Raw genomic sequence first — 26,959 nt, 5'->3', positions numbered from 1 at the left:
TTTTAGGACAAGGATTGTGCGTTTGAGATACAAGGCTGAGAATTGAAGAAAAGAAAGTAACAGAGTAAATACAAGAAAAAAGTCGCTAAGCGAGATGCTTAGCGACTTTTTTATTATCAAAATTAAAATCTAAAAAACGTCCTTAATGTGTTTCATACTGTTGGTAATACTGCCTTTGGCTTCTGCAAAGTCACCTTGACCTATCTTCTTGATGATGTTGGTCGCAAAACCTTTCATCTGTTCAAAAGTGATATGAGGAGGCATCGCTAAGGTATCGCGATTGGTGTAGATATTCACCAAAGTAGGTCCGTCGTGCTCGAAAGCTGCTTTTACGGTGGCTTCGAGGTCTTCGGTTTTACGCACTTCATAGCCTTTGATGTTCATCAGGTCGGCAAGTTTGTCGAAAGGAGGGTTTACCATATTGGTTTGCCAATCGAGGTAGCCCGATACTTCCATTTCGAGTTTTACCATTGCGAGCGAACGGTTGTTGAACACAAATATTTTCACAGGGTATTGGTATTGCATCAGGGTAGCCAAGTCGCCCAAGAGCATTGATAGACCGCCATCGCCACACATTGCTACCACTTGTCTACCTTTGGAGGAGGCTGCTGCCCCAATTGCCATTGGGAGGGCGTTTGCCATAGAACCGTGGTTGAACGAACCAGTCAGGTAACGTTTGCCTGTACCTTTGATAAAGCGCGCTGCCCACACTACATTCATACCTGTATCGACGGTGAAAATAGCATCGTTGGCGGCGTATTTATCCAAAAGTTTAGCTGCATATTCGGGGTCTATTTGGTTCTCTTCGGTTTTCTTTTTGGTGTAATCGTCCAATGATTTTTCAAGATCCAAATACTCTTTGTGAATGTCTTTGAGGAAACTATCGTCGGTGCGAGGGGTGAGTTTAGGTAATAAGGCGGTAATGGTGTCCTTCACATCGCCTGCAAAACCGTAATCTACTTTGGCACGACGACCAATGATATCGGGGCGTTCATCTATTTGGATAATGGTGTTTTTCTTAGGTAAGAACTCCGCATAAGGAAAATCGGTGCCGAGCATTACGAGCACATCGGCTTTGGCGCAAGCATCATAACCTGAACGATGCCCGAGCAAGCCGTTCATTCCCGCTATATAAGGGCTATCGGTGCGGTCGAAGAATATTTTGCCACGGAAAGAAGCGACGATAGGTGCTTTAAGGGTTTCGGCAAGCTGTTCCACTTCTTTCACCGCATACTGACAACCGTGACCGCAGTAAAGGGCTATTTTCTTGTTTTTAGCGTCGTTTAGTACGGCTGATAATTTGTCGAGTTCACTATCAGAAGGACGTACTACGGGTTTTGCTAAGAAGGTTTGTGTAGCAGTAGGCACTTCTTCGAGGTCGGCACCTGCTACATCACCTGGGAGTCCCAACACCGCCACGCCTTTCTCGTTGATAGCCGTTTGTATGGCGCGTTGCATCATTGTGGTGAACTGTTTTGGGGTATTGGCTACATACACATATTTACTGCAATCTTGAAACAGCAAGAAGGGATTGGTTTCTTGGAACCAGTGGGTACCGAATTTATGGGTGGCGCAGGTGCTGGCAATGGCAATCACAGGGTTGCCTGAGCGGTTGGCGTCGTAGAGTCCGTTGATAAGGTGCACGTGTCCAGGTCCTGAACTTCCCATACAACAGCCTATGCCGTTTAGTTCGGCGTCCATAGAGGCTGCATAAGCGGCTGATTCCTCGTGGCGGACGTGTATCCACTCAAGGCGACCATCGCGACGGATGGCGTCGTTCACAGGGTTGAGACTATCGCCGGTAATGGCATATACTCTTTTTACGCCTGCTTGTACTAACATTTCGACCAATTGGTCGGATACATTTTTACTCATATATTTTATTATTAATGGTTTTTTGTATGCAAAAATAATACCAATTAATACTATTTTGAGTCGCACAGGCGAGAGAAATGAGGAAATGAGAGAATTAGAGAATTAGGAAATTAGCAAATGGGGTACGAATTACAAGCTTGCACCAGAGGAGGTTAACTTTGCCAAAGGTCGTAGCACAACGGGCGATTAACTTTGGCAAAGTGTAGCGACGCAAATGCTATTTTGAGACTTTTTCGGACAGCTTCTTTTTCACCATTCATTTTATCTTTCACTTTTCTCTTTTAACTGGTTCAGGGCGCTTCCTGCTTTAAACCAACCTATTTGCTGAGCATTGTAGGTATGGTTGCAGGTAATCACATCTTTGCTACCGTCTTTATGTACAAATTCTAAGTGCAAAGGAGTGCCAGGTGCAAAGCTGGTAAGGTCGAGGAAGTTGATTACATCGTCTTCTTGAATCTTATCGTAATCGGCTTCATTGGCAAAGGTGAGAGCGAGCATTCCTTGCTTTTTAAGGTTGGTTTCGTGAATGCGCGCAAACGATTTCACCAATACGGCTCGTACCCCCAAATGACGGGGTTCCATAGCAGCGTGCTCGCGTGAAGAGCCCTCACCATAGTTGTGGTCGCCTACTACAATAGAAGGGATACCCGCGGCTTTATAGGCGCGCTGTACTTTAGGCACTTCGTCGTATTCCCCGGTAAGTTGGTTTTTCACGGAGTTAGTTTTACCGTTGAAAGCATTTACCGCCCCTATGAGCATATTGTTGGAAATATTGTCCAAATGTCCGCGGAAACGCAACCAAGCCCCTGCCATCGAAATATGGTCGGTAGTGCATTTGCCTTGCGCTTTGATGAGGAGTTTAGCCCCTATGATGTTCTTGCCGTCCCAAGGAGCGAAAGGTGTGAGCAGTTGGAGGCGGTTGGAAGTAGGTGATACCACGACCTCGATGTTGCTACCATCTTCGGCAGGAGCCTGATAGCCAGGGTCATCAACCGCAAAACCTTTAGAGGGCAACTCTTCGCCATAAGGAGGGGTGAGTTTTACCGCTTCACCTTGGTCGTTAAGCAAGGTATCAGTGATAGGGTTAAAGTCTAACCTACCAGCAATAGCCAAAGCCGCAACGATTTCGGGGGAAGCAACAAAAGCGTGGGTATTGGGGTTACCGTCGGCACGTTTGGAGAAGTTACGGTTGAAGGAATGGACAATCGTATTTTTTTCTTGTTTTTCGGCGCCTTCTCTGTCCCACTGACCAATGCAGGGACCACAAGCATTGGTAAACACACGGGTGCCCAACTGCTCAAAAGCGTCTATGATGCCATCGCGTTCGGTAGTATAGTGTATTTGTTCAGAGCCAGGGTTGATACCAAAAGAGGCTTTAGGGGTAATTCTCTTTTCTAAGGCTTGTTTTACCACCGAAACCGCGCGGGTGAGATCTTCATAGGACGAGTTAGTACACGAACCGATGAGCCCCCATTGCACCTCCAAGGGCCAATCATTTTCGCGAGCTACTTCTTTCATTTTGGATACAGGAGTACCTCTATCAGGAGTGAAAGGACCGTTGATATAAGGCTCTAAAGTAGAGAGGTCTATCTCGATGAGTTGGTCGAAAAACTTTTCAGGGTCAGCATATACTTCGGGGTCGGCGGTGAGGTAGGGAGCGATCGCATCGGCAGCGAGGGCTACTTCTTCACGTCCAGTGGCAAGCAGATAGCGACGCATCGCCTCATCATAGCCAAAAGTAGAGGTAGTAGCCCCTATTTCGGCACCCATATTACAAATAGTACCCTTCCCCGTACAAGAAAGCGATTTAGCACCCTCGCCAAAGTATTCCACAATAGCGCCCGTGCCCCCTTTTACGGTGAGGATATCGGCAACTTTAAGAATCACATCTTTGGGGGCAGTCCACCCGCTGAGTTTACCCGTGAGTTTTACGCCTATGAGCTTAGGGAATTTCAGTTCCCACGGCATTCCTGCCATAACATCTACGGCATCAGCCCCTCCTACACCAATAGCGAGCATTCCTAATCCGCCAGCGTTCACTGTATGCGAATCAGTGCCTATCATCATTCCGCCAGGGAAAGCGTAGTTTTCTAAGACTATTTGGTGAATAATCCCTGCGCCAGGTTTCCAGAAGCCAATACCATATTTGTTAGATACCGAAGAGAGAAAATCGAATACTTCTTTAGACTGTTCAGTAGCTACTTTTAGGTCGGTCGCCGCGCCTTCTTTGGCTTGTATCAGGTGGTCGCAGTGCACCGTGGTAGGGACAGCTACTTTGCTTTTGCCCGCTTGCATAAACTGCAAGAGCGCCATTTGGGCGGTGGCATCTTGACAAGCGATACGGTCAGGGGCGAAATTTACATAGTCTTTACCGCGTACAAAGGCACGAGCTACAAGCTCGCGCCAGCGAGTGCCGTCCCATAGGTGTGTATACAATATTTTTTCAGCAAGGGTAAGGGGTCTTCCTACCACTTGTCGGGCTTTGTCGACGCGCTCAGGAAATTGGGCGTAGACCTTCTTTATCATTTCAATATCAAAAATCATAATATCTTTTTTAGTGTTTTACTTCCTTGCATTACTGTTGCTACTTTGGTGAAATCAGGATGGTAATAACCTCCTAACTCTACCGGCATACCTTGTATACGGGTGAGTTCTTCCACGATAGTCTCTTCGTTGTCTTTTAGGGCTTTGGCGATAGGAGCAAACTCTTTGGCAAGTGCGCTGTCTTGAGTTTGTGCCACTAAGGCTTCTGCCCAGTAGAGTGCCAAATAGAAGTGACTTCCGCGATTGTCGAGCGTGCCTACTTTGACTTGTGGCGATTTATCGTTGTTCAACAGCTTACTCGTTGCCTCATCGAGGGTTTGGGCTAAGATTAAGGCTTTGGGGTTCTCGTGTTTTTGCGCAAAATGCTCTAACGAAGCTCCTAAGGCGAGAAATTCTCCTAAGGAATCCCATTGAAGATGATTTTCGGCAAGAAACTGTTCGGTTAATTTAGGCGCCGAGCCCCCTGCACCCGTTTCAAAGAGTCCGCCACCGTTCATCAAAGGGACGATAGAGAGCACTTTGGCACTAGTACCCAATTCCAAGATAGGGAACAAGTCGGTGAGGTAATCGCGCAACACATTGCCCGTTACTGAAATGGTGTCTTTGCCCTTGCGAGTGCGCTCTAAGGTAAAGAGCATCGCCGTTTCGGGCGACATTATACGGATATCTACCCCCTCGGTATCGCGTGTTGCCAAATAGTGTTTTACTTTTTTGATGAGTTGCGCATCGTGAGCGCGGTGCTCGTCCAACCAAAAGACCGCTGGCGTTTTGCTGAGGCGTGCACGTGTTACCGCTAATTTTACCCAATCTTGTATCGCAGCATCTTTCGCAGTACACATACGCCAAATATCGCCTTTTTCTACCTTGTGCGATAAGTACACTTTACCATCGGTGCCTACCACCTGTACACGTCCGCTATGAGGGATTTCGAAAGTCTTGTCGTGCGAGCCGTATTCCTCAGCTTTTTGCGCCATTAAGCCCACATTAGCAACGCTTCCCATCGTAGCAGGATTAAACGCCCCGTGTTTCTTACAGAAGTCAATCACCACTTGGTAGATACGCGCATAAGTACTATCAGGCAGTACCGCCAAAGTATCTTGAGCCTCGCCTTTAGCATTCCACATCTTGCCCCCATTGCGAATCATTGCTGGCATAGAAGCATCTACAATCACATCGTTAGGGAAATGCAAGTTGGTAATCCCCCTATCGGAATTTACCATTGCCAAGGCTGCTGCTCGTGTAAGTGCTCCCTCGATGTCGTGTTTTAAGGGTTCTTGTTCTTCAGCAGGCAATTGTTCTATTTTCGCCAGAATATCCGAAAGACCGTTACGTGCATTCACCCCTAAGGCTTTCAGTTCGCGCGGGTGTTTTTGGAACAAATTAGCAAAGTATGTTTCAACCGCATAGCCAAAGAGAATAGGATCAGAAACCTTCATCATTGTAGCTTTCAGGTGCAAAGAGAGGAGTACGCCCTTGTCTTTCGCTTCGGCAAAGGTTTTTTTATAGAATTTACAAAGCGCCTCTTTGCTCATAAAAGTAGCATCTATCACTTCACCCGCTTGCAAAGGAAGTTCCGCTTTGAGCACTTGCACCTCGTGTTTAGGGCTTACCAACTCTATGCGCACCACATCGGCCTTTTGAAGTGTTACCGATTGCTCGTTGTGGTAGAAATCGCCCGCTTGCATCGTGGCGACTTCCGTGAGACTCTCAGCACTCCACGCGCCCATTGAATGGGGGTGCGTTTGAGCGTATTGTTTTACCGATTTAGGCGCGCGCCTATCGGAATTACCCTCGCGCAGTACAGGATTCACCGCACTGCCTTTCACCTTGTCATACCGCTGTTTGATAGCTGTTTCGGCTTCATTTGTAGGATTTTCAGGATAATCGGAGAGGGCATAGCCTTGCGATTGCAGTTCGGCGATAGCCGCTTTTAGTTGGGGTACCGAAGCACTGATATTAGGCAACTTGATGATATTAGCTTCCGGACACGTTGCCAACGCCCCCAATTCACTAAGCGCATCGGGCACCCGTTGTTCTGCTGTGAGAAAATCGGGGAAAGTGGCTAAAATACGCCCTGCCAATGAGATGTCTTTGGCTTCAAAGTTGATTCCTGAAGAAGCGCAAAAGCGTTTGATGATTGGCAATAGCGAATGGGTAGCCAAATAGGGCGACTCATCGGTAATGGTATAGATAATATTTTTCATTCTTATCGTTTATTCAATTCAACAAAAGCTCTTTCGGTGGCACCTACGTATATTTGTCGTGGACGACCGATAGGTTCTCCTCCTTGGCGCATTTCCTTCCATTGGGCAATCCAACCAGGGAGACGACCGATAGCAAAGAGCACAGTGAACATCTCTAAGTGCATACCTAAGGCTTTGTAGATGATACCCGAATAGAAATCTACATTAGGGTAGAGATTACGCGATTTGAAGTAGTCGTCTTCCAAAGCTACTTTTTCAAGATGTTTGGCAATGCTAAAAATTGGATCTTCTATACCCAAAGCATTGAGCACATCATCGGCAGCCACTTTGATGATTTTAGCCCGTGGATCGAAGTTTTTGTACACACGGTGCCCAAAGCCCATCAAACGGAAAGGGTCATTTTTGTCTTTTGCTTTATTAATGAACTTATCGACATCGCCTCCGTCTTTATGAATTTCTTCAAGCATTTCAATCACCGCTTGGTTTGCCCCGCCGTGGAGACGACCCCAAAGGGCTGAAACTCCAGAGGAAATACTCGCAAACAGACCCGCCTCGGAAGACCCCACCAAACGCACCGTAGAAGTAGAGCAGTTCTGTTCGTGGTCGCCGTGAAGGATGAGCAGTTTGTTGAGAGCACTCACTACCGTAGGGTTGATTTTATATTCCTCAGTAGGGATTTCGAAGAAGAGTCGCAAAATGTTCTCGATATAGCCCTTGCTATTGTCGTAATAATTCAGCGGTAAGCCCTCGCGTTTGCGGTATACCCAAGAAGCGATGATGGTTACTTTAGCAATGGCTTTACAGACCGCTTGATACACGTTTTTAGGACAATGTACATTTACTGGTACCGGATTGAAAGCGGTGAGCGCACTGGTAGCTGATGCTAATACCCCCATAGGGTGAGCCGAGCGCGGGAAACCGTCCATAATATGGCGCATATCCTCGTGAACAAGGGTATACTTGTGAATTGTTTTTTTGAAATCGTCATACTCTTCGGCAGTGGGGAGTTCTCCGAAAATAAGAAGATAGGCTACTTCGAGGAACTCGGCTTTAGCAGCTAAATCTTCGATGTTATAGCCACGATAGCGCAAGATGCCCCGTTCGCCGTCGAGGAAGGTAATGGCACTCTTGCAAGAACCCGTGTTTTTGTAACCCGAATCCAAGGTTACCAAACCCGTTAAGGCACGCAATTTTTCGATATTAATCGCTTTTTCGTTTTCGGTGCCTACTACGATAGGAAATTCGTATTCTTTCCCTTCAAAAATCAGTTTTGCTGTGTTTTCCATAGTACAATTTGTTTTTTATTTTTGGGCAAAGTAAGAAAAATTATTTCACATTTACAAATAAAATAGCGATAAATCTATCTTATTTAACAATCTTTAACGTTTTATGATTAAAATATAAGACAAATATATCTATAACGAAAAAAGAAATGAGAGAATGAGAGAATGAGAAAATGAGGTAAATGGCAATAATGCCAGAAATGCCAATAATACCACCAAGGGGAATGGGCAGGGAAAAATTAGCAGATTAGCAAATTTGAAAATTAGCAAATGTAGAGGGTTGGAGGATTCGGAAGGAAACGGAAAAGAACGGAAGTGAGTCGGGAGAAATTTTGGTGAAAAAAGGGTGTAAGATGGGTGGGGTTAGCTTATAGAGAGCTTATAGGAAGCTTATACGAATCTTGGACGATTGGTATAGAAAGGGTGTATAAGTGATTGATTTATACCGTAATACAACAGCGCTAAAAATGGTAAAAATGGGGTTTCGAGGCGAAAGAAAGAGGAAGAGGCACTAGGCCTTAGGCCATAGGCACTAGGGGGGAGTATGACGGGAAGGAGGAGGGATAATTAGGAAATTAGCAAATTTGAAAATGAGAAAATGGGGTGGTGTGGGGGCTTAAGGAATAGGCAATAAGGGGATAACATCCCCCTCTCACATACTCCGCTTCCGCGGACTTCCGTTCAAAAGGGGAATGTGGTGACGGAAAAGCGGAGGAAACCTCCCCCCTCTCACATACTCCGCTCTCGCGGACTTCCCTCGAAGAGGGGGAATTAGGGACGGGAAAAGTGAAGGGAATGTAGGGTCGTAGCATAACGGGAAATTATCTTTGGCAAAGTGTGTACGAGCTACAAGCTCGCAGCAGTGAAGGGTGGCTATATTAACTTTGCCAAAGTTTGAAACTTTGGCAAAGTATAGTGATAACAAATATCCCTCCTATCACATACTCTACTTTTGCGGGGCACAGACCCAACTGTCGTGAACTGGCTCCAAAGGGGAATGTTGTGAGGGTGTGTGGGGTTTATATCTGATTGACAAATTTGCTCATTTGGTAATTGTTTCTTACCTTTGCACTTTGAAATATAAAGTACTGATGACAGATAATCAATTTAAGAAATATAACCTCATTGTGGGGTGGGCTGTTTTTGCCGTAGCTCTTATCACTTATGGGCTTACGGTAGAACCTACGGTTAGCTTTTGGGATTGTGGCGAGTATATTGCTACCTCAGCGAAATTGGAAGTGGGTCACCCTCCCGGAGCGCCTTTATTCCAAATGATGGGCGCTTTTATAGCTGCTTTTGCTCCGAACTCGGATAAGATTGCGCTGTTTGTGAATTATATGTCGGTTTTATCGAGTGCTTTTACGGTTCTTTTCTTGTACTTCATCATTGTAAATTTGACCAAGAAAATCGCTTTAAAGAGAACCGATTCTGTTGAAGAAAAAACGCCTGCTACGCTTACCCAAGGGCAGTTTATCGCTGTTTTGGGGAGTGGGGTTGTAGGGGCTCTTGCCTATACTTTCTCGGATAGTTTTTGGTTTAACGCGGTGGAAGCAGAAGTGTATGCAATGGCAATGCTATTTATGTCGGCTATGTTTTGGGTAGGCATCAAGTGGACGGACAGTTTGCACGAACCACGTGGCGACCGCTGGTTGTTACTGATTTCGTTAGTAGTGGGGCTGTCGTTTGGGGTGCACTTTATGGCGTTACTGACCATTCCTGCCATTGGTATGCTTTATTTCTTCAAGAGTAACTACAAGAAAACGGTAGTGAACTTCATCATTGCTAATGTAGTTTCTATCGCTATTTTGCTGTTGATATTTAAACTAATATTACCTTACACGTTGGCGTACTTTGGTTATTTGGAAGTATTTTTTGTGAATAGCTTCGGTATGCCGTTCAACTCAGGGACTATTATCGCGGGACTCTCGGTTATTGCGTTCTTCTATTTTACGCTGAACTACGCTTATAAGCAAAACAAAGTGCGCTTGCAAACGGGCTTTTTATGCTTGTTGTTTGTGTTTATAGGGTTTTCGTCTTGGCTAATGATACCTATTCGCGCGAATGCTGATACGGTTATCAATGAGAACAGTCCGACTGATGCGCGTTTGCTATTAGCTTATTACAACCTTGAACAATACCCCGAAACGCATTTGTTCTACGGTCCTATGTATTCGGATAAATACGCTGGATTAGACGAAGAGAACCCGTATGAAGATGCGAAGCCAAAATACGAGCGCGATTATGCCTTAGGCAAATACATCATCGTGAATCAGTACAAAAACGCTCAGATGGCGTCGAATAGCAAACAAGAGGGTGTTTTGCCAAGAATGTGGAGTGCGCAACACGCGGCGAATTATATGAAGCTCACAGGACTACTTACGTTTAGAATAAAAGAAGAAGCTTATAACGAGCCGAAGCTCTATCAGTTCTTACAAGAAGTGCAAAGGCAAATGCAAATACAACCGCTTCCGCCTGAGCGTTACGACCAATTCCTTACCGAATATCGGGACTATATAGAAGTAGAGAAGCCAAGTTTTTGGAAGAATATGCACTACTTGTTCGAGTATCAGTTTGGGTATATGTACTTCCGCTATTTTGCTTGGAACTTCATAGGCAGGCAAGACGATGTGCAAGGCAAGATGGAGAATGACCACGGCAACTGGCTATCGGGCATTAAGCCTATTGATAGTTTGCGCCTTGGGTCGCAAGACAACCTTCCTGCCGATGTGCTGAACAATAAAGCTCGTAATACTTACTATTTCCTGCCTCTGCTCTTAGGACTCTTAGGGTTATTTTTTATGGCGACGAAGAGCGAACGCCAAACGTGGGTAGTGATGATGCTTTTCCTCTTTACGGGTTTGGCAATGAAAATATACCTCAACGAACGACCGTTTGAACCGCGAGAGCGAGATTATCCGTTAGTAGGTTCGTTCTACGCTTTTGCTATATGGATAGGAGTGGGTGTATATGCGTTATTCCACGCACTTAGGAGGGTGCTTTCGTCACGAATAGGAGCGCCTTTGGCAGTGGTAGCGAGTTTGCTTGCTGTACCTGTGCTGATGGCAAGTGAGAATTGGGACGACCACAACCGCTCGCAAAAGTATTCGGCAGAGTTTATTGCGGACGCTTATTTGAGCTCGGTAGTTAAAGATAAAGACGCTATGATATTCACCATTGGCGATAACGATACGTTCTTACTGTGGTATGCCCAAGAAATAGAAGGCTATCGCACCGATGTGCGGATAATTAATACGAGCTTGTTGCAAACGGATTGGTATATAGACCAAATGAAGCGCCAAGCGTACCAAAGTAGTCCTATCCCAGGTGAAATGGTGCACAAACAATATGCTCACGGGGTACGTGAAGGAGTGTATTTCCAAAAACGCACCGAGAACCGCTGGAACATTAAAGACTTTGTGAAATGGGTAACCAGCGATGACCCTAATACACAGCTCAGTAGCAGTAGTAGTGAAAGTAGAACCTTTAACTACTACCCTACGAACAAAATACGGATTCCTGTAAATAAAGAAAACGTACTAAAGAGCGGTATTGTAAAACCCGAAGATGCTGATAAAATAGTAGACTATATAGATATCACGCTCCCTAGTGCTATCGATAAAGCACGTATTGTGATGCTGGATATTTTGGCTTATAACGATTGGAAACGCCCGATATACTTCTCAGGAGGTAGTATGGACTCTGCTGAGTATATCTGGATGAAGGAGTACTTGCAATTAGATGGACTGGTGTACAAACTTGTGCCTATTAAAACAGAAATCGATAAGAACCACCCCTTTGATATGGGTCGTATAGACAGTAATTTGATGTACGACATCATAAAGAAATGGGATTGGGGTAATATGGGTAAAGCAGGTATTTACTTAGACCCCGAAACGCGTAAGAACAGTATTATCTTCCGCGGTAATTTGGCACGTCTTACCGAAAAACTGATAGAAGAAGGTAAATTAAATAAAGCCAAAGATATCTTGGATATCGGAATGAAGCATATGCCTTTGGAGGCTTATGGCTATTACTTCACTCTTGACCCTTTTGTACAAGGTTATTTTAGGGTAGGTGAGAAAGAAACCGCTCGTAAATTGGCTTTGCAGATATTTGGGAAATATCAAGAAGAACTGAATTATTACGCACACTTATCGCCAGATGAGCGATACGCTAATACTGCCAGAATACAGTATACCATAGACCGCTATGGAGAATTATTATTGCTCATAGCGCCTTTGGATAAGGATTTTTACGAAAGACAAGTAGAAGTGCTCAGAGCGAAGGCGAGTCCGTTTATGAAATCGCAAGAGCTTGATGAGTATATGAAGATGCTAATGGATGAGGAGGCGGATACGCTTGTTCAGGCAGGAGCGGAGAAAGATAGTGGAAAGAGCGAATAATCCTTGTAAGTAGTTATTGAAGTAATTTTGTTTTTTAAAAAATGGTTTTATCTTTGCCTTTTCTAAATTAAAAAGAAAAATGGTAAATATAGTTATCCCTATATATAAAGAAGAGCCGTCTGGCAATGATATAATCTCTATCAAACGTGTTTTTAGAGTATTAAAGGAATATCCTATTACCTTCGTTCACCCTAAAAGTTTAGATATAAGAGCTTATGAAGAGTTTGGTAAGGTTACTTTTAGAGATTTCGATGATGCCTATTTTAAAAGTATTGATGGTTATAATCAACTGATGCTTAGTATAGATTTTTACGAGGCTTTTACTGAAAAATATATACTTATCTATCAGACTGATGCGTATATCTTTAGAGATGACTTATTATTTTGGTGTAAAAAAGATTATGATTATATAGGAGCTCCTTGGATTCGTCGCAGAGAGAAAGCCCCTATTATTAAGAAAATTTGGGATAGCTCAATCTGTTTTATAAAGCAAGCTATAAACTATAAAGGCAATCGGAAAACTCAAAAAAACAAAATTTTGCTTTATAATGAGGTAGGCAACGGAGGTTTCTCTCTGCGAAAAAGAGAAAAATTCATAGAAGTATTAAAACAGCTTACCGAACAAACTGCTGTGTATCTAAAACCTTCTAACAGAAGTACCTTTTATGCTGAAGATGTTTTTTTTAGTATAGAACCTAAGCGAAATGGGATTGATTTTAAAAAACCAAACTATAAAGAAGCTTGTCTTTTTTCTATTGAAAATAAAGTAAGAAAAGCACTTGCTTTTAACAACCAAATTCTGCCTATGGGGTGCCATCGGTGGGAAAAAGAAAACAGAGAGATTTGGGCACAATTTATAAAAGATGAAACAGAAGGATTTTGAGGGAAAAACAATAATTATAGCAATGCCTAACCACTTTGGGTTACTTGAACAATTCAAAGATAATTTAGAGTTTTTAGGCTTTGAGGTTTTTGTATTGGATATATCTAATAGAACAAATGCCATTTCTTTGAAAGATAAAATTACTCACGGATATAAGAAACTATTTTTTGGTGACAGAAGTTATAAACCTTCTATCAAAAATAAGAAGGCAAAAGAAGACATACTGATCCAATTATCACACATCAAAAAAACAGACTATGCTCTTTTCATCCGCCCAGATTTATTTGATTTTGAGGTAATAGATAAAGTAAAACAAATATCTAAGAAAACAGTAGCTTATCAATGGGACGGTTTAAACAGATATCCTTTAGCTAAGAAGTATATCAACTTATTTGATAAATTCTATGTTTTTGACAAGAAAGATTTGAATTTAAGCAGGCGTCTAAAACATACTACTAATTTCTATTTTGATAATATAATCTCAAAAGAAGTAGTAACTCCTAAAACTGTTTTCTTTGTAGGTACTTATATGAAAAATAGAGTATTATTGTTGGAGCAAATAAGTACTTTGTTAGAAAATAAAGGATTGATACCTAATATTTTTTTAGTTTCACAGCGGAAAAAATCTTATCATTATAAGTTTAAAATAATTGATAAGGAATTTAGCTTTAAAGAAAGTATTTTGAAAATGCAAAAATCAGAATATTTATTAGATTTACATAACCCTATACATAATGGACTTTCGTTTAGGACATTCGAAAGTATTGGCTATAGTAAAAAACTAATAACAAACAATCTTTTAGTGAAGGAGTATGATTTTTATGATCCCAATAATATATTTATAATTGAAAAAGGTTCTTTTGATAACATTGATGAGTTTTTAAACGCTCCTTATCAACCTTTAGAAAAAGAGATACAAGATAAATACAGTTTTTCAAGTTGGATAAAACAACTATTAAAATGATGAAAAGGAAGCTTTTGTTCATCGCCCCCGACTATTATGGTTTTAATGAAGTTGTTCTTAAGGGATTAAAAGAATATAGTGATTGTGATGTGAGCTATATAGTCTCAAACTTTAAGTACCAATATAAAAATTGGGGGGAAAGGATTTACAACTTCTTTTTAAAAACTCTTTTAGGAAGAAATCTAAAAGAGAAAAAAAAAGATGAATATATAAAAGAGTTTATTAAATTTATTAACGAAAGTAATGATTATGATATTTTACTAATAAATGCCCCATACCTTCTAACTAATAATCAGATAGAAATAGCTTTAAAGAAAACAAAATTATCAGTAGTTATTTTTTGGGATAGTATTGAAAAAATACCTATGCAGAAGAAATATTTAGAAGATTTTGACATTATCTATAGTTTCGAACCAGATGATTGTGTAAAGTACCATCTAAAAAAGATTACTAATTTCTACTTTGCAGAAAGTAATAATGATTCAAATAACCTATACGATGTTTGTTATTTAGCCACTTATGATGAGAGAATAAAAGTTGCTGAACGTATCTTTAAATATTTTGATGAACATAATATTTCAGTCAAAGGAAAGATGTTTGCACGTAGGCGACAAAGGCTCCCTAAAAGTATTGAACGCATTAAAGAAATTATTCCTTTTTCAAAATCATATAAATACTATTTAGATAGTAAAATTATTTTGGATATTGCACATCCTCACCAAAAAGGGTTGTCTTTTCGTCCATATGAGGCTATAGGACTAAGAAAAAAACTTATTACCACTAATAAAGATATTGTAAATTATGATTTTTACAATCCTAATAACATCTTTGTTATAGAAGATATTGACAACATTACTATCCCTTTGGAATTTTTTAAAACTGACTATCAAGAAATAGATATAAAACTAAGAGAAAAATACCATATTAAAAATTGGATTCATAATATTATTAATGGAAACTAAAATACTCTTTCTTTGCCCTAATAACAATTTTATGAGTGGCGGGGTAAAACAGATTTTCCGCCAAGCAGAAACATTAAAAAAAAATGGCTTTAATGCCTCTGTCCTACTACAAGGTAAAAGTAAGCAAAAGTGGTTTCATAGTGATGCACAAATATCACATAGTCCTTACTTATTTAAATTACTAAAATATATACTTGGGAATAGAAAAATTACTTTTATAAAAAAAATAAAACTATGGTTTTTAAACAAGAGAAGTATTCCTATAGACAAGAATACTATATTAGTTTTTCCTGAAATATACGGTGATAAAATAGATAAGATAGCCCCAAATATTAAGAAAGTAATCTTTAATCAAAACTGCTATTATACTTTCAACCACTATTTTTTTGAAAAAGAATATACTCAAACACCTTATAATAACCCTAATATTTTAGCAACAATTGTTGCTTCTAAAGATGCTTTAACTTATATGAATTATACTTTCCCTAAGTTAAACACATATAAAATGACCTTAGGTATTGACACTTCGATTTTTTCTTATTCTTCTAAAAAGCAAAAACAAATATGCTTTATGCCTCGAAAGTTAACTGATGATGTACGCCAAGTAATCCTTATTCTCAAACTTAGGGGAGTGCTTCGTAACTGGAATTTGGTGTCTATTGATAATAAAAACGAACTAGAGGTCGCTAATATAATGAAACAAAGTGTTTTCTTTTTAAGTTTCAATCATCGAGAGGGTTTTGGACTTCCACCAATAGAAGCTATGGCTTGTGGTTGCTACGTGATTGGTTATCACGGAGAAGGAGGTAGAGAATATTTTAATCCCAAATTTTCTTCTCCTATAGAGGGTGGTAACATCATAGAATATGTGAAGAAAGTAGAAGAACTACTATTGATTTATGAAAAGTCTCCTGAAATAATTATAGGGAAAGGGAAGAAAGCTTCTGATTTTGTACTTTCTAACTACTCAATGGAACGAGAGGAAAAAGATACTATCTCTATTTGGAATAAAATTCTACATCTCTTTCAACCCTTATTATAGTATAAATTAAGTGTTTTCTCCTGTTTAAAAAAAACAAATATTAAAAAAGGAAGTAAAATAAGCACCCCTGGTTGATAATTTAAAACAACATCCGTATTCATAAATAAAAGAAAGGTCATAAGGCAATATATAATATAATTATCCCTATTGTAAATCCCTTTTTGGTAAATAGTGAATATCCATAATAAAAGCAAAGAAAACCCAACCATTCCTAAATCAATAAATGTGGCTAAAAAATCATTGTGAATGTGTACTAATCCTATCGTTTCGTTTGCTAGAAGTTTTTCATAGGAGGTGCCTGCCCCTATTATAAAATGATGATTAATACTTTCTTTTGCTTTTATAAGCATTTTCTCTCGCGCAGAATCAGCAAAAAAGGTCGTATGAGTAACTAACCAATAAATACCTAATAAGCCCATTGAAAACAGTCCTATTTCAGTTATAATACGCTTTCGAATAGTCCATTCTTTAGAAATATAAAACCAGCCTAATATCAAAAGACATAAAGGGAAACCTATTATAGCTACTCTCGCTTGTAGCATAAAAACAAAACAAAACAAGAGAACTCCATACAAAATAACTTCTGGTAATGATATAAGTTCTTTATTCTTCCTCCACACCAAAACTCCTAATCCCCATATTACAAGCATTATCCAAGCTATAAAACTAGGATGCTTAAAAATAGACCATCCTAATAAGAGCTCATAATAATTCATATAACCTTTATTAAAAGCCAAAAAACTAAAAAAATAAAGATTTATAGCTTTTTGTATAAAAATATAAGCACTTATATTCAAAGTAAGTAATAGTAAAAACAACTTAAAACATAGAGTAATAAAACTCATACTCTCTTGTTCTTTTATCCGAAAACCAATGCAAGTAATAAGAACAAGTAATAAAAAATAGAGTTTATCTGTATTAACATCTTGCCAAGCAAAGGCTTTGTCTTCTGCCCATAGTATTCCTAAAAACCGCAATATTATCAGCAAAAAGAAAACAATCATCACTCTATCAGGCATTATCCATTTTCGGTAAACTAAAGAATAAAAACCACATAAAAAAAGTAAGAGTAGATCCATACGAAATGTGATTTTATGCTTATATGTCCACAAAAAAACGGTTGCGGCTCCTACACATATTATAAGTGAACGTAAACATTCTTCTTTTCTAAAAAGAATCAAGTGATTTTGTAACAACCATAAAGCAGAAAAAAAACCACAGAAATAGAAACCTCCTTTAAAAAAGCCATTACTAAACCCCTCCCTTATCCATAAATCTGGGAAAATATATGAAAGAAAAAAGGCTAAGACAATAACTAGTAAGGAAAGTAAGAATATCCAATTTTTTAGCAACTTGTTTATCATTTCTCAACAAACAAATAAGTCTTCTTGCAATTAAAAGAATTTGTAAAAATACTAACTAATAATGCAAAAGTATAACATCTTGATGAGATAACCAAAAATAGTTTCTCTTCCTCCCTCCTTCTTTTGTTTAAATAATTCCCCACTTACACTCTCTACCAACTTTTTTCGTCTTTCCCTTCTCTCTATCCACTTTTTTCACTACCTTTGCCCCCGAAATCTATTACTCACAGATCCAGTGTTTACTGGTTTTACCTATTTTAAATGAATAAACTACTCATTCTCGGAAGTATTGCTTTCGACCAAATAGAAACTCCTTTCGGAAAAAGCAACGCTATTATGGGGGGCTCAGCTAACTATATAGCCCTTGCTGCCGCTCAGTTCGAAGTCCCCTCAGCTGTCGTCTCTATCGTAGGCGACGACTATCCACAAGACTACTTAAACCTCCTCAGCCAGCGCCATATCGACGTGTCGGGCATTGAGATAGTGCACGGAGGAAAAACGCTCTTTTGGAGTGGCAAGTATCGTAACGATATGAACCAACGCGATACCCTCGACACCCAACTGAACGTGCTTACCAATTTTAAGCCCGTAGTACCCGAAGCCTTCCGCAATGCCGAAGTGCTCTTACTCGGCAACCTCCACCCTACTCTGCAAATGGACGTACTCGACCAAATGCTATCGCGCCCCAAATTAGTGGTGATGGACACAATGAACTACTGGATGAACCACACTTGGGACTTGCTAATGGAGGTAGTCGCTCGCGTAGATATGATTACAATCAACGATGAAGAAGCACGCCAACTTACCAAAGAGTATTCGCTCGTGAAAGCCGCCCAGCGCATTATGGCAATGGGGGTGAAGTTTGTGGTGATTAAAAAAGGCGAACACGGGGCGCTATTATTCCACGACGACAAAGTGTTCTTTGCGCCAGCACTCCCCTTAGCCGAAGTATTCGACCCCACAGGTGCCGGTGATGCTTTTGCTGGCGGACTCGTAGGCTATCTCACCAAAACCCGCGACTATTCGTTCAGCAATCTAAAAAACGCTATTGTTCACGGCTCGAACATTGCCTCGTTTTGCATCGAGAAATTTGGGGCTGAGCGCCTGCTTACCCTCACCCAAGACGAGCGCCACGCCCGTTTACAACAATTCCGTGACCTTACTCAATTTGACATTCAACTTAAGTAAGAGATAAAAGGTAAAACTGTTGCTTGTTGCCTCTTATCTCTTACCTCTTACCTAAAAAGATATGCTTTACAAAAGAAGTAGCGAACTATTCGCAGCTGCACAACAAGTACTCCCTGGCGGAGTCAATTCACCCGTACGCGCTTTCAATGCCGTAGGGGGACACCCTATTTTCATCAAAGAAGCCCAAGGCGCTTACCTCACCGATGAGGACAACCGCAAGTACATCGATTATATCGCCTCTTGGGGACCTCTCATTTTAGGACACGCCTACCCTCCGGTAATTGAGGCAGTAACCGAGCGCGCCAAGAAAGGTACTTCTTTCGGTATTCCTACTGAAGTCGAAGTCCAAATCGCCGAATTAGCGGTCTCAATGGTGCCTCATATCGATAAGATTCGCTTTGTGAACAGCGGAACTGAGGCTTGTATGAGCGCCGTACGCTTGGCTCGTGGCTATACCGGTCGTGAGAAGATTATCAAGTTTGCCGGTTGTTACCACGGACATTCCGATGCTTTCCTCATCGAGGCTGGTAGTGGTGGCGCAACTTTTGGTAGTCCCAATAGTCCTGGCGTGACTCAAGGCACGGCTAAAGATACGCTTTTAGCAAACTACAACGATTTAGCCTCCGTAAAAACCCTCTTTGAAGCCAATCCACAGCAAATCGCTTGCGTAATTATCGAACCCGTAGCCGGAAATATGGGCTGTGTGCCTCCTGCCGAAGGTTTCTTGGAAGGATTGAGACAACTCTGTACCGAAAACGGAGCACTTTTGATATTCGATGAAGTGATGACCGGCTTCCGTTTGGCAAAAGGCGGAGCACAAGAGGTCTTTGGTATCAAAGCCGATATCGTTACCTTCGGAAAAGTGATTGGTGGCGGACTCCCGGTAGGGGCTTTTGCTGCTAATAAAGAAATTATGAGCTATTTAGCTCCCGAAGGTCCCGTGTATCAAGCGGGGACTCTTAGCGGAAATCCTTTGGCGATGAGTGCTGGATTGGCGATGCTCACAGCTCTGAATGAACAACCTGAGGTGTTCGACAGTTTAGCGAAAAAGACATCTTACTTGCACGAAGGCTTCGACAACGTACTGAAACGCGCAGGGTTCCCTTACCAAATCAATAGCTTTGGTTCGATGTTTACCCTCTTCTTTGCCGAAGAACCCGTAACCGATTTCGCCAGCTCAGCTAAGAGCAATACAGCACGCTTCCGCAAGTATTTTCACGGAATGCTACGCGAAGGTATCTACTTACCTCCAAGTGCTTTTGAAAGTTATTTCCTCAACGACGCCCTTACTTACGAAGATTTAGATAAGACCATCGGAGCTCTCAACAGAGTAATTATGGAGTTGTAACACTCATAGTTAGCGTCATACTACACTTTGTCAAAGTTTCTAACCGCACGTACTGCTACGATACTTTTTGACAAAGTGTTTTTTTATTATAGCTTATCAAAATTGGTTTGCGAATTTTCTTCCTACACTTTACCAAAGTTTCTACTTGCTCGTCGTACCACGACCCTACATTACCTTCACTTTTTCTGTGACCACATTCCTCTTTTGAAGATAGCCAGCAATAGCTGAGTATGTGCCTCGTGAAAGCGGAGTATGTATAAAGGAAAATATTTTCACCACATTACCTTCGTCATTCGTCATTTGTCCCTCGTCATTTCTTCCCTTTTCTTTCGCCTCGAAACCCCGTTTTTACCATTTTTAACCTTGTTGTATTATGCTATTATTCAACCATTTATATACCCTTTCTATACCAATCTTCCAAGATTCGTATAAGCTTCCTATAAGCTCTCTATAAGCTAACCCCACCCCTCTTACAGCCTTTTTTCACCAAAAATCCCACCTCTCCTCTTCCGAACTTTTCCGTTTCCTTCCGAACTCCTCAATCCTCTAAATTTGCTAATTCAACAGCCTATGTGGCTCACACTGCCTGTGCGGCTCGCACCTTATTTTCTCATTTCAAATTTTCTAATTCTCTCATCTTCTAATTTGCTAATTAAAAAACAATTCGCGGTATTTTGTCAGTGTCCAAAGTTCGTCGTCTACCATAAGTTCGAGTTTGTCGCAATGGTAGCGTATTATCTCAAAGAAAGGTTTGACCTCATTGCAATAAGCATCGGCTTTAGCTTCAAAATCGGGTAAGTGATTAGCGTGCTTTCGCGCCTCTACCATTGCCTCTACCTGACTGTGGATCACCTTGATATGCTCGGAAATATGGCGTATGAGTTCCATTTGCTCGGCAGCGACTTCTTGGTAGCTATCGCCAAATATTTCTTTTAAGCCTTTCACGTTCTCAATAAGGGTGTTTTGGTAACGCACGGCTGTTGGCACCACGTGATTACGGGCAATATCGCCTAATACACGCGATTCTATCTGCACGGTTTTCACGTATTCTTCTAAGCCAATTTCATAACGCGCTAAAAGCTCTACTTTGCTGAGTACTCCTGTACTTTCAAACAAAGCCACAGCCTTCTCACTGATGTTTTCTTTCAGTGCCTCAGGTGTCGTTTTATGATTACTCAAACCACGGCGAGCAGCCTCTTCCTCCCATTCTTTGCTATAACCGTCGCCTTCAAAGCGTATTTTCTTACTTTCCTTAATGTAGCGGCGCAACACTTTAAAAATAGCATCTTCTTTCTTCTTGCCTCCTTCGATGAGCGCATCAACTGCCTTCTTAAACTCGGTGAGTTGTTGAGCTACTATGGTGCTCAGTACCATTGTAGGCTTGCCACAATTGGCTTTAGAGCCCACGGCACGGAACTCGAACTTGTTGCCCGTAAAGGCAAAAGGTGAGGTGCGATTGCGGTCGGTAGTATCGAGAAAGAGGTCGGGTATTTTGCCTACTACATTCAGTTTGAGTTCGGTTTTTTCTTCGGGAGATAGGTTATCGGACGACACTTCTAAGGCATCTAAGACTTGGGTAAGCTGTTCGCCTATAAACACCGATACTATGGCAGGCGGTGCTTCATTAGCGCCTAATCGGTAATCATTAGTTGCTGATGCCACCGAGGCTCTTAACAAAGGCTCGTATTCACATACTGCCTTGATAGTACAGATGAAGAAAGTGAGGAATTGCAGGTTCTTGATAGGCGTTTTGCTAGGCGCCAAGAGGTTTACGCCTGTATCAGTTACAAGCGACCAGTTGTTATGCTTGCCCGAACCATTGACCCCTGCAAAGGGTTTTTCGTGGAATAGGATCACAAAGTCGTGGCGTTCGGCTACTTTGCGCATCACGTCCATCAGCAGAGAGTTTTGATCGACAGCAAGGTTGGCTTCTTCAAAAATAGGCGCCAACTCAAACTGGTTAGGCGCGACCTCGTTATGACGCGTTTTGACGGGGATTCCGAGCAATAGACACTCTTGCTCCAAATCGCGCATAAAAGCCAACACACGGCTTGGAATTGCCCCTAAATAGTGGTCGTCCAACTGTTGCCCCTTAGCCGCTTGATGCCCTAAGAGGGTGCGACCGGTAATCATCAAATCGGGGCGGGTATTGGCAAGGGCTTTATCGATGAGGAAGTACTCTTGTTCACAGCCTAAGGTAGTGGTGACTTTGCTCACATTTTTGTCGAAATAGCGGGCAACCTCGGTAGCTGCTTGGTCGATAACGCTAAGAGCTTTGAGCAAAGGCGTTTTATTGTCCAACGCCTCGCCGGTATAGGCAATGAATATTGTAGGGATACAAAGCACGGTGCCATATACAAAAGGCGGTGAAGAAGGATCCCAAGCGGTGTAGCCCCGCGCCTCAAAAGTATTGCGGATACCACCATTGGGGAAACTGGAAGCGTCGGACTCTTGTTGTACGAGCTGTCCGCCCCCGAAGCGTTCGATAGCGCGGTCGCGAGTAACAGGCTCAAAGAAAGCGTCGTGCTTTTCGGCTGTGCCCCCTGTAAGAGGTTGGAACCAGTGGGTGTAGTGGGTAGCGCCTTTGGAGATTGCCCAATCGCGCATAGCGGTAGCCACTTGGTCGGCTACACGGCGGTCTATTTTAGTGCCATTGTGAATGGCGTTCATTACAGCGGCAAAGGCATCGCGGGTCATCAGTTGGCGCATAGCCTCTTCGTTGAATACATTTTGGGCAAACAGTTCGGAGCGTTTGCCATTTTCGGGTACCGCCACCGGTTTGCGGTTTTGTGCGGTAGTAAGAGCGGTGAATCTTAGCATAGGTAAGAGGTAAGTTATTATTATTTTAGTTTTTAGGCAATTTTTGAGAGTGTTCAGCTATCATTTTCTCATCACGCGCTACTTTGCGCTCTAATTTCTTAATATCTTCGGCAGGAGATAATTCTTCTGGTTTGATACCACGTTGCCCTAACATTTGTCGTACAGTTTGGTTATTTTGTACGTGCTCGTGTGTGATGGCAGATTCGCCGTGCAAATCATTACTTTCTACATTGTAATTGGTCATTTCGGTAGCGAGGTTCTTAGCTGCAATCGTAAGCGTTGGTAAGAAATCTGCCAAAGGTCTGTTGGCTTTTATTCCTAACCGTAGCTTCATATCCTCAGTAGTATGTCCGCCAAAAAGAGCGGTATCGCCTTTGGAGCGGATACGCGCAAAGCCTTTATCATCAACGCCTCGCTCATAAATATTCTGTGAGAGTTGCTTTTCGGCACTTCTGAGTTTGTCGCGTGTTTCTAAACGAGAAAGCAAGTTGAGGCGTTCTTCTATGAGCTCAGCCTTACGTGTCTGTACAGCAAAATAACTCTGAGCAAAAGCCACTTCTTCTTTTTTAGGGTCACCATTCTGAGCAATGAGATAGCAGGCATAACGGGTAAGCATAAAATCCATAATTTCACGCTTAGAGCCACTGCCTAATTCGACCATTTTCGTGACCTCACGAAAATGGTCATCTACATTGATTTGTTGTGACATACACGAAGCAACTGCTCGGTGTATCGCTACCGAAAAGTTCTCCCATCGGGCATAGCCCAATATGGTTTGCAACTCACGGGCAAACCACACTTCTATTTTCTCTTTGGCATCTTCACTTTCTATATAATGAGTAATGCCGTCAAACAGATTTTTGTACTGTAAAACACTGTTCTTATCCATAATGTTTTAGCGTTTTTAAGTTTCAAGGGGCAAACCTGTCCGATAACTACTACAACGCAATTGTAATCGTTGATTTTTCTTTCGCTTTAAGGGTAACCGTTTTCACTGTTTTCAAACTGTTCTTAGTAATTTCAGTGCCCGAAAGATTTTTCTTCCCTGCATTGCCCTCAGTATAATACACCACAAACTGATACACTTCCTGCTCATCAATCACATCTACACTCAGTACAAACGAGGCTATCCCCTCATCATCTGTCACCGACTGCTTCGCGTGAAAAGTAGGGTGCGAGTCGCTTTTGTGTTCCCACGCCCATTCATCGTAAGCATATACGTGCCAATTCTTTAAGGGCGTACCGTTGTTGTCTTTTACGTAGACGGTAACATCTACCTTTCCTTCTAATCTCTTAATATCCTCTTTACTACAAGAGAGTGCTCCAAAGACAATAAGAAGCATTAAAATCGTTCTTTTCATTGTTCTATTATTTAGTTTTAAATTTTCACTCGTGAGTTCTTAGTTCTCAAATCGTTTTTCTTCTGCCTTCCGTGCTACGGATGCCTGTGTGGCTCAAACTGCATATATGGTTCACATTTCCTCATTTGCTTATTTACAAATTTGATAATTTTTCACCTATGCGACTCATACTGTTTGTCGTGCTACGACTTCTCTTGCGACAAAAGTAATCATTTTCCTTCATATCGTCACCTTTTTTACAATTTATTTTGTATTTTTGCGCTGTCAAGACCATAAACATCACCCAAATGAAAAGATTTCTTTACATCGGTTTAAGCGCTTTATGCCTTTTCACAGGTTGCCAAAAAGACAATAACAGCGAAGATAACGGCACTCTTATCTCCAACAACACCCCCTTCCCAATGATGGCGTGGATAGGGCTCTCCCCTCAATCCTCTACTGAAGCCTATCAAGAGATGAAACAAGCGGGCTTAAATTACAATATGTACCCCTATTATTCCACCCTTTCCCAAGTGAAAGAGGCTTTGAATAAGATGCAAAACCTACAAATGAAGAGTATTGTAAGTTGCTCAGAACTCTCTACCGATACCGAAGCAACCATTAAAGCCCTAAAAGACCACCCTGCTGTGGCAGGCTGGTTTATGGCAGACGAACCCTCAATGAAAGATTTAGATAAGATAGCTGCGAAGATGAAACGCTTTCAGCAAATCGATAAAAAAGGCATCTGCTATGTGAATTTCCTCTCAATAGACACTTCCGAAAAGCAATTAGGCGCCTCCTTTAATGCTTATCTTGAAAAAGCTACCCGCACCCTCCCTCTGCAAATGCTCTCTTCTACCTTCTACCCTATCGTACTCAACAAAGGAGCAAAAGAGAGAACCGTAAACGGATTGTGGTATAAAAACTTAGAAGTCTTCTCGGCAAAAGCCAAAGAATTACGCATTCCTCTATGGACGCTCGTGCTATCATCGTCCCACCCTCTCGGTGAAGGTGGATATCCAGAACCTACCCTTGCCGACCTCCGCTTGCAACTGTACACCAACTTAGCCTATGGTTCGCAACTGATGCAGTTCTTCACCTACACCACCCCTCCTGATAACCTAACTTACAAAGCGCCTATTGCGCCCGATGGCTCTAAAAATGCTACCTATTACCGATTAGCGCAAGCCAATGCCGAAGTACAGAAACTTTCCGGCGTGTTCGTAGGAGCAAAGATGCTCAACGTATGGCATACCGGCAAAAGCATTCCCGCAGGCACAAAAAGATTGGTTTTGCCCAAAAACTTTGAAGTCCTCAAAACAGGCGATATAGGGGCAACTGTTTCGCTCTTGCAGAACGGGTCACGCTACTATTTGATGATTGTAAACCACAGTCCTCTCAAAACGTTGCCCTTAGAGATAAAAGCCACTGCCGAAGTACAAGAAGTAAGCAAAGAAGCCCGCTTGCTCCCGGTCGATTGGACAACCTCTAAAACATACACCTTAGAAGCAGGAGATATGCGCCTTTTCTCGTGGACAAAATAAAAGACTTTTCATCTTATAAACTTCCCCACCTTACCTCCACCTTTCCGTCGCCACATTCCCCTTTTTCCGTCGCTCTCTACTCGTCACTACACCCCCTCTCCTTGGGAGAAGTCTCCGAATAGGAGAGTATGTGATCGGGATGAGGATTCCTTTTCTTTCGCCTCGAAACCCTCTTTTTAACATTTTTACCCCTGTTGTATTATATTATGAGACAACTACTTATACACCCTTTCTATACCAATCGTCCAAGATTCGTATAAGCTTCCTATAAGCTCTCTATAAGCTAACCCCACCCATCTTACACCCCTTTTTCATCAAAAATCCTCCCTCCCTTCTTCCGTTCTTTTCCGTTTCCTTTCGAATCCCTCAACATCTCCTCTGACCTGTCCGACTCGTCCATTTCCCTTGGTGGCATTATTGGCATTTCTGGTATTATTGCATTTACTCCATTTTCTCATTCTCTCATTTGCTAATTTTCTAATTTCCAAGTTTTCTAATTAAAAAGTTCATATTTTTTTGTTATATTTTTTAATGATTTGCAAGAGGTAAGGCAATGCTCCAGTCGACATTGTAATCCTTGTGACTTTAGGTGATTTGATTTTTACATATAAACCATTTTGGCTATAACCCCAACCCATATCCGTGATTTTAGTAGGGTCAATTTCACGAATCGCATAGAAAATAAAGAAGTAAAGTTGCTTATTGCACAACACAAACGGCGGATTATAGCGATTGAGAATGAACAGACTATCCTTTACTTTTAACAGCAAGTCGAAATCACTATCGCTCATTTGTTCTACTAGCATACACAAAGCTTTTTCTTTGCGTTTTAGCACAAAGGTGAAAAGCCAATACAGCAAAAAGGTAATGAGTAAAGAAAGGAGGGTCTCCCCTATTATTTCATCGGCAAACAACAAGTGTAGCACCTCTACACCTTCTTGTATCATCAGCACAAGATAGACAAACAAAGGCGCTGTAAACACCACAATAATAAAACCGGTAACCCACAAGCGGAACTTACGCACTTTTTTCAAATAAGCCTCCCGCTTTTGCGACAACTGGTGTTGAGGGCGATAAAGTGCTAAGTGCTCTTCGAATTCGTTTTTGCGCACCATCGTAAAGTACATAAAAACCAAGAGAAGCACCAACGAAACAAAACAGAGTAAATAAATTATGTCCATAATTTTAAGTAAGA

At 41.7% G+C, this 26,959-nt stretch carries 17 protein-coding genes and 1 pseudogene; 8 read left to right on the top strand and 10 right to left on the bottom strand.

Features of this window, described 5'->3' with window-relative positions; genetic code table 11:
- Positions 1-129 precede the first annotated feature (129 nt).
- The 4 genes from COCH_RS04885 to COCH_RS04870 all read right to left on the bottom strand — a co-directional run bounded on the left by COCH_RS04885 (position 130) and on the right by COCH_RS04870 (position 7,909).
- On the bottom strand, positions 130-1,875 hold the full coding sequence (locus tag COCH_RS04885; RefSeq protein ID WP_015782193.1) for a thiamine pyrophosphate-dependent enzyme: 1,746 nt from the start codon (positions 1,873-1,875) through the stop codon (positions 130-132).
- 261 nt (positions 1,876-2,136) lie between these two features.
- Positions 2,137-4,419 (bottom strand): aconitate hydratase, encoded by a 2,283-nt coding sequence (locus COCH_RS04880; RefSeq protein WP_015782192.1) that lies wholly within the window; start codon positions 4,417-4,419, stop codon positions 2,137-2,139.
- Positions 4,416-6,623, bottom strand: a complete 2,208-nt coding sequence (locus COCH_RS04875) for an NADP-dependent isocitrate dehydrogenase (RefSeq protein ID WP_015782191.1) — start codon at positions 6,621-6,623, stop codon at positions 4,416-4,418. The genes COCH_RS04880 and COCH_RS04875 overlap by 4 nt, the downstream gene beginning before the upstream one ends.
- Positions 6,624-6,625: 2 nt before the next feature.
- Positions 6,626-7,909 carry a citrate synthase gene (locus COCH_RS04870; protein ID WP_009418207.1) on the bottom strand — a complete coding sequence of 428 codons (1,284 nt, stop codon included), beginning with the start codon at positions 7,907-7,909 and terminating at the stop codon, positions 6,626-6,628.
- Between the two features lie 1,088 nt (positions 7,910-8,997).
- On the opposite strand from COCH_RS04870, the gene COCH_RS04865 reads away from it, so the two are divergent.
- From COCH_RS04865 to COCH_RS04845, 5 genes are all read left to right on the top strand, one after another.
- A complete protein-coding gene (locus COCH_RS04865) occupies positions 8,998-12,309 on the top strand; it encodes a glycosyltransferase family 117 protein (protein ID WP_015782190.1) in 3,312 nt (1,103 codons plus the stop codon).
- Between the two features lie 79 nt (positions 12,310-12,388).
- Positions 12,389-13,192: a DUF5672 family protein gene (locus tag COCH_RS04860; RefSeq protein ID WP_009419563.1), complete on the top strand. Its 804-nt coding sequence runs from the start codon at positions 12,389-12,391 to the stop codon at positions 13,190-13,192.
- On the top strand, positions 13,173-14,156 hold the full coding sequence (locus COCH_RS04855; protein WP_015782189.1) for a hypothetical protein: 984 nt from the start codon (positions 13,173-13,175) through the stop codon (positions 14,154-14,156). Before COCH_RS04860 ends, COCH_RS04855 begins: the two co-directional genes overlap by 20 nt.
- On the top strand, positions 14,156-15,118 hold the full coding sequence (locus tag COCH_RS04850; RefSeq protein WP_041546932.1) for a hypothetical protein: 963 nt from the start codon (positions 14,156-14,158) through the stop codon (positions 15,116-15,118). The genes COCH_RS04855 and COCH_RS04850 overlap by 1 nt, the downstream gene beginning before the upstream one ends.
- On the top strand, positions 15,108-16,160 hold the full coding sequence (locus COCH_RS04845; RefSeq protein WP_015782187.1) for a glycosyltransferase: 1,053 nt from the start codon (positions 15,108-15,110) through the stop codon (positions 16,158-16,160). Before COCH_RS04850 ends, COCH_RS04845 begins: the two co-directional genes overlap by 11 nt.
- On the opposite strand, the gene COCH_RS04840 is transcribed toward COCH_RS04845, so the two are convergent.
- A complete protein-coding gene (locus COCH_RS04840) occupies positions 16,145-17,524 on the bottom strand; it encodes an O-antigen ligase family protein (RefSeq protein WP_015782186.1) in 1,380 nt (459 codons plus the stop codon). The two genes, COCH_RS04845 and COCH_RS04840, sit on opposite strands and share 16 nt — an antisense overlap.
- A 261-nt stretch (positions 17,525-17,785) precedes the next feature.
- On the opposite strand from COCH_RS04840, the gene COCH_RS04835 reads away from it, so the two are divergent.
- Both COCH_RS04835 and hemL read left to right on the top strand, forming a co-directional pair.
- Entirely contained in the window at positions 17,786-18,712 is a 927-nt protein-coding gene (locus COCH_RS04835; RefSeq protein WP_015782185.1) for a PfkB family carbohydrate kinase, read from the top strand.
- Between the two features lie 61 nt (positions 18,713-18,773).
- Positions 18,774-20,060 carry a glutamate-1-semialdehyde 2,1-aminomutase gene (hemL, locus tag COCH_RS04830; RefSeq protein WP_015782184.1) on the top strand — a complete coding sequence of 429 codons (1,287 nt, stop codon included), beginning with the start codon at positions 18,774-18,776 and terminating at the stop codon, positions 20,058-20,060.
- Positions 20,061-20,508: 448 nt separating this feature from the next.
- Here the strand turns inward: hemL and COCH_RS12420 are convergent.
- The 4 genes and pseudogenes from COCH_RS12420 to COCH_RS04815 form a co-directional block, all read right to left on the bottom strand.
- Positions 20,509-20,595: pseudogene (locus COCH_RS12420) on the bottom strand (glycosyltransferase); the annotation flags it as partial.
- Positions 20,596-20,708: 113 nt separating this feature from the next.
- Positions 20,709-22,880 (bottom strand): glutamine synthetase III family protein, encoded by a 2,172-nt coding sequence (locus tag COCH_RS04825; protein ID WP_015782183.1) that lies wholly within the window; start codon positions 22,878-22,880, stop codon positions 20,709-20,711.
- 25 nt (positions 22,881-22,905) lie between these two features.
- Positions 22,906-23,769: a DNA damage-inducible protein D gene (gene dinD, locus COCH_RS04820; protein ID WP_015782182.1), complete on the bottom strand. Its 864-nt coding sequence runs from the start codon at positions 23,767-23,769 to the stop codon at positions 22,906-22,908.
- Between the two features lie 49 nt (positions 23,770-23,818).
- Entirely contained in the window at positions 23,819-24,241 is a 423-nt protein-coding gene (locus tag COCH_RS04815) for a hypothetical protein (RefSeq protein WP_041546701.1), read from the bottom strand.
- A gap of 287 nt (positions 24,242-24,528) precedes the next feature.
- Between COCH_RS04815 and COCH_RS04810 the strand changes: the two genes are divergently transcribed.
- Positions 24,529-25,764, top strand: coding sequence for a hypothetical protein (locus tag COCH_RS04810; RefSeq protein WP_015782180.1), 1,236 nt, complete (start codon positions 24,529-24,531; stop codon positions 25,762-25,764).
- A 506-nt stretch (positions 25,765-26,270) separates the two neighbouring features.
- Here COCH_RS04810 and COCH_RS04805 read toward each other — a convergent pair.
- Complete coding sequence (locus tag COCH_RS04805; RefSeq protein WP_015782179.1) at positions 26,271-26,945, bottom strand: hypothetical protein; 675 nt, start codon at positions 26,943-26,945, stop codon at positions 26,271-26,273.
- Positions 26,946-26,959: the final 14 nt, after the last annotated feature.

The sequence above is a fragment of the Capnocytophaga ochracea DSM 7271 genome (assembly GCF_000023285.1).
In the GTDB taxonomy this organism is placed as follows: Bacteria; Bacteroidota; Bacteroidia; order Flavobacteriales; family Flavobacteriaceae; genus Capnocytophaga; species Capnocytophaga ochracea.
Note: the sequence above shows the minus strand (reverse complement) of the source record. Positions and strands in the feature narration are given on the sequence as shown.

Coding starts and splice junctions, on each gene's coding strand:
- COCH_RS04885 (WP_015782193.1), bottom strand. CDS start 1,875: ATGAGTAAAAATGTATCCGACCAATTGGTCGAAATGTTAGTACAAGCA.
- COCH_RS04880 (WP_015782192.1), bottom strand. CDS start 4,419: ATGATTTTTGATATTGAAATGATAAAGAAGGTCTACGCCCAATTTCCT.
- COCH_RS04875 (WP_015782191.1), bottom strand. CDS start 6,623: ATGAAAAATATTATCTATACCATTACCGATGAGTCGCCCTATTTGGCT.
- COCH_RS04870 (WP_009418207.1), bottom strand. CDS start 7,909: ATGGAAAACACAGCAAAACTGATTTTTGAAGGGAAAGAATACGAATTT.
- COCH_RS04865 (WP_015782190.1), top strand. CDS start 8,998: ATGACAGATAATCAATTTAAGAAATATAACCTCATTGTGGGGTGGGCT.
- COCH_RS04860 (WP_009419563.1), top strand. CDS start 12,389: ATGGTAAATATAGTTATCCCTATATATAAAGAAGAGCCGTCTGGCAAT.
- COCH_RS04855 (WP_015782189.1), top strand. CDS start 13,173: ATGAAACAGAAGGATTTTGAGGGAAAAACAATAATTATAGCAATGCCT.
- COCH_RS04850 (WP_041546932.1), top strand. CDS start 14,156: ATGAAAAGGAAGCTTTTGTTCATCGCCCCCGACTATTATGGTTTTAAT.
- COCH_RS04845 (WP_015782187.1), top strand. CDS start 15,108: ATGGAAACTAAAATACTCTTTCTTTGCCCTAATAACAATTTTATGAGT.
- COCH_RS04840 (WP_015782186.1), bottom strand. CDS start 17,524: ATGATAAACAAGTTGCTAAAAAATTGGATATTCTTACTTTCCTTACTA.
- COCH_RS04835 (WP_015782185.1), top strand. CDS start 17,786: ATGAATAAACTACTCATTCTCGGAAGTATTGCTTTCGACCAAATAGAA.
- hemL (WP_015782184.1), top strand. CDS start 18,774: ATGCTTTACAAAAGAAGTAGCGAACTATTCGCAGCTGCACAACAAGTA.
- COCH_RS04825 (WP_015782183.1), bottom strand. CDS start 22,880: ATGCTAAGATTCACCGCTCTTACTACCGCACAAAACCGCAAACCGGTG.
- dinD (WP_015782182.1), bottom strand. CDS start 23,769: ATGGATAAGAACAGTGTTTTACAGTACAAAAATCTGTTTGACGGCATT.
- COCH_RS04815 (WP_041546701.1), bottom strand. CDS start 24,241: ATGAAAAGAACGATTTTAATGCTTCTTATTGTCTTTGGAGCACTCTCT.
- COCH_RS04810 (WP_015782180.1), top strand. CDS start 24,529: ATGAAAAGATTTCTTTACATCGGTTTAAGCGCTTTATGCCTTTTCACA.
- COCH_RS04805 (WP_015782179.1), bottom strand. CDS start 26,945: ATGGACATAATTTATTTACTCTGTTTTGTTTCGTTGGTGCTTCTCTTG.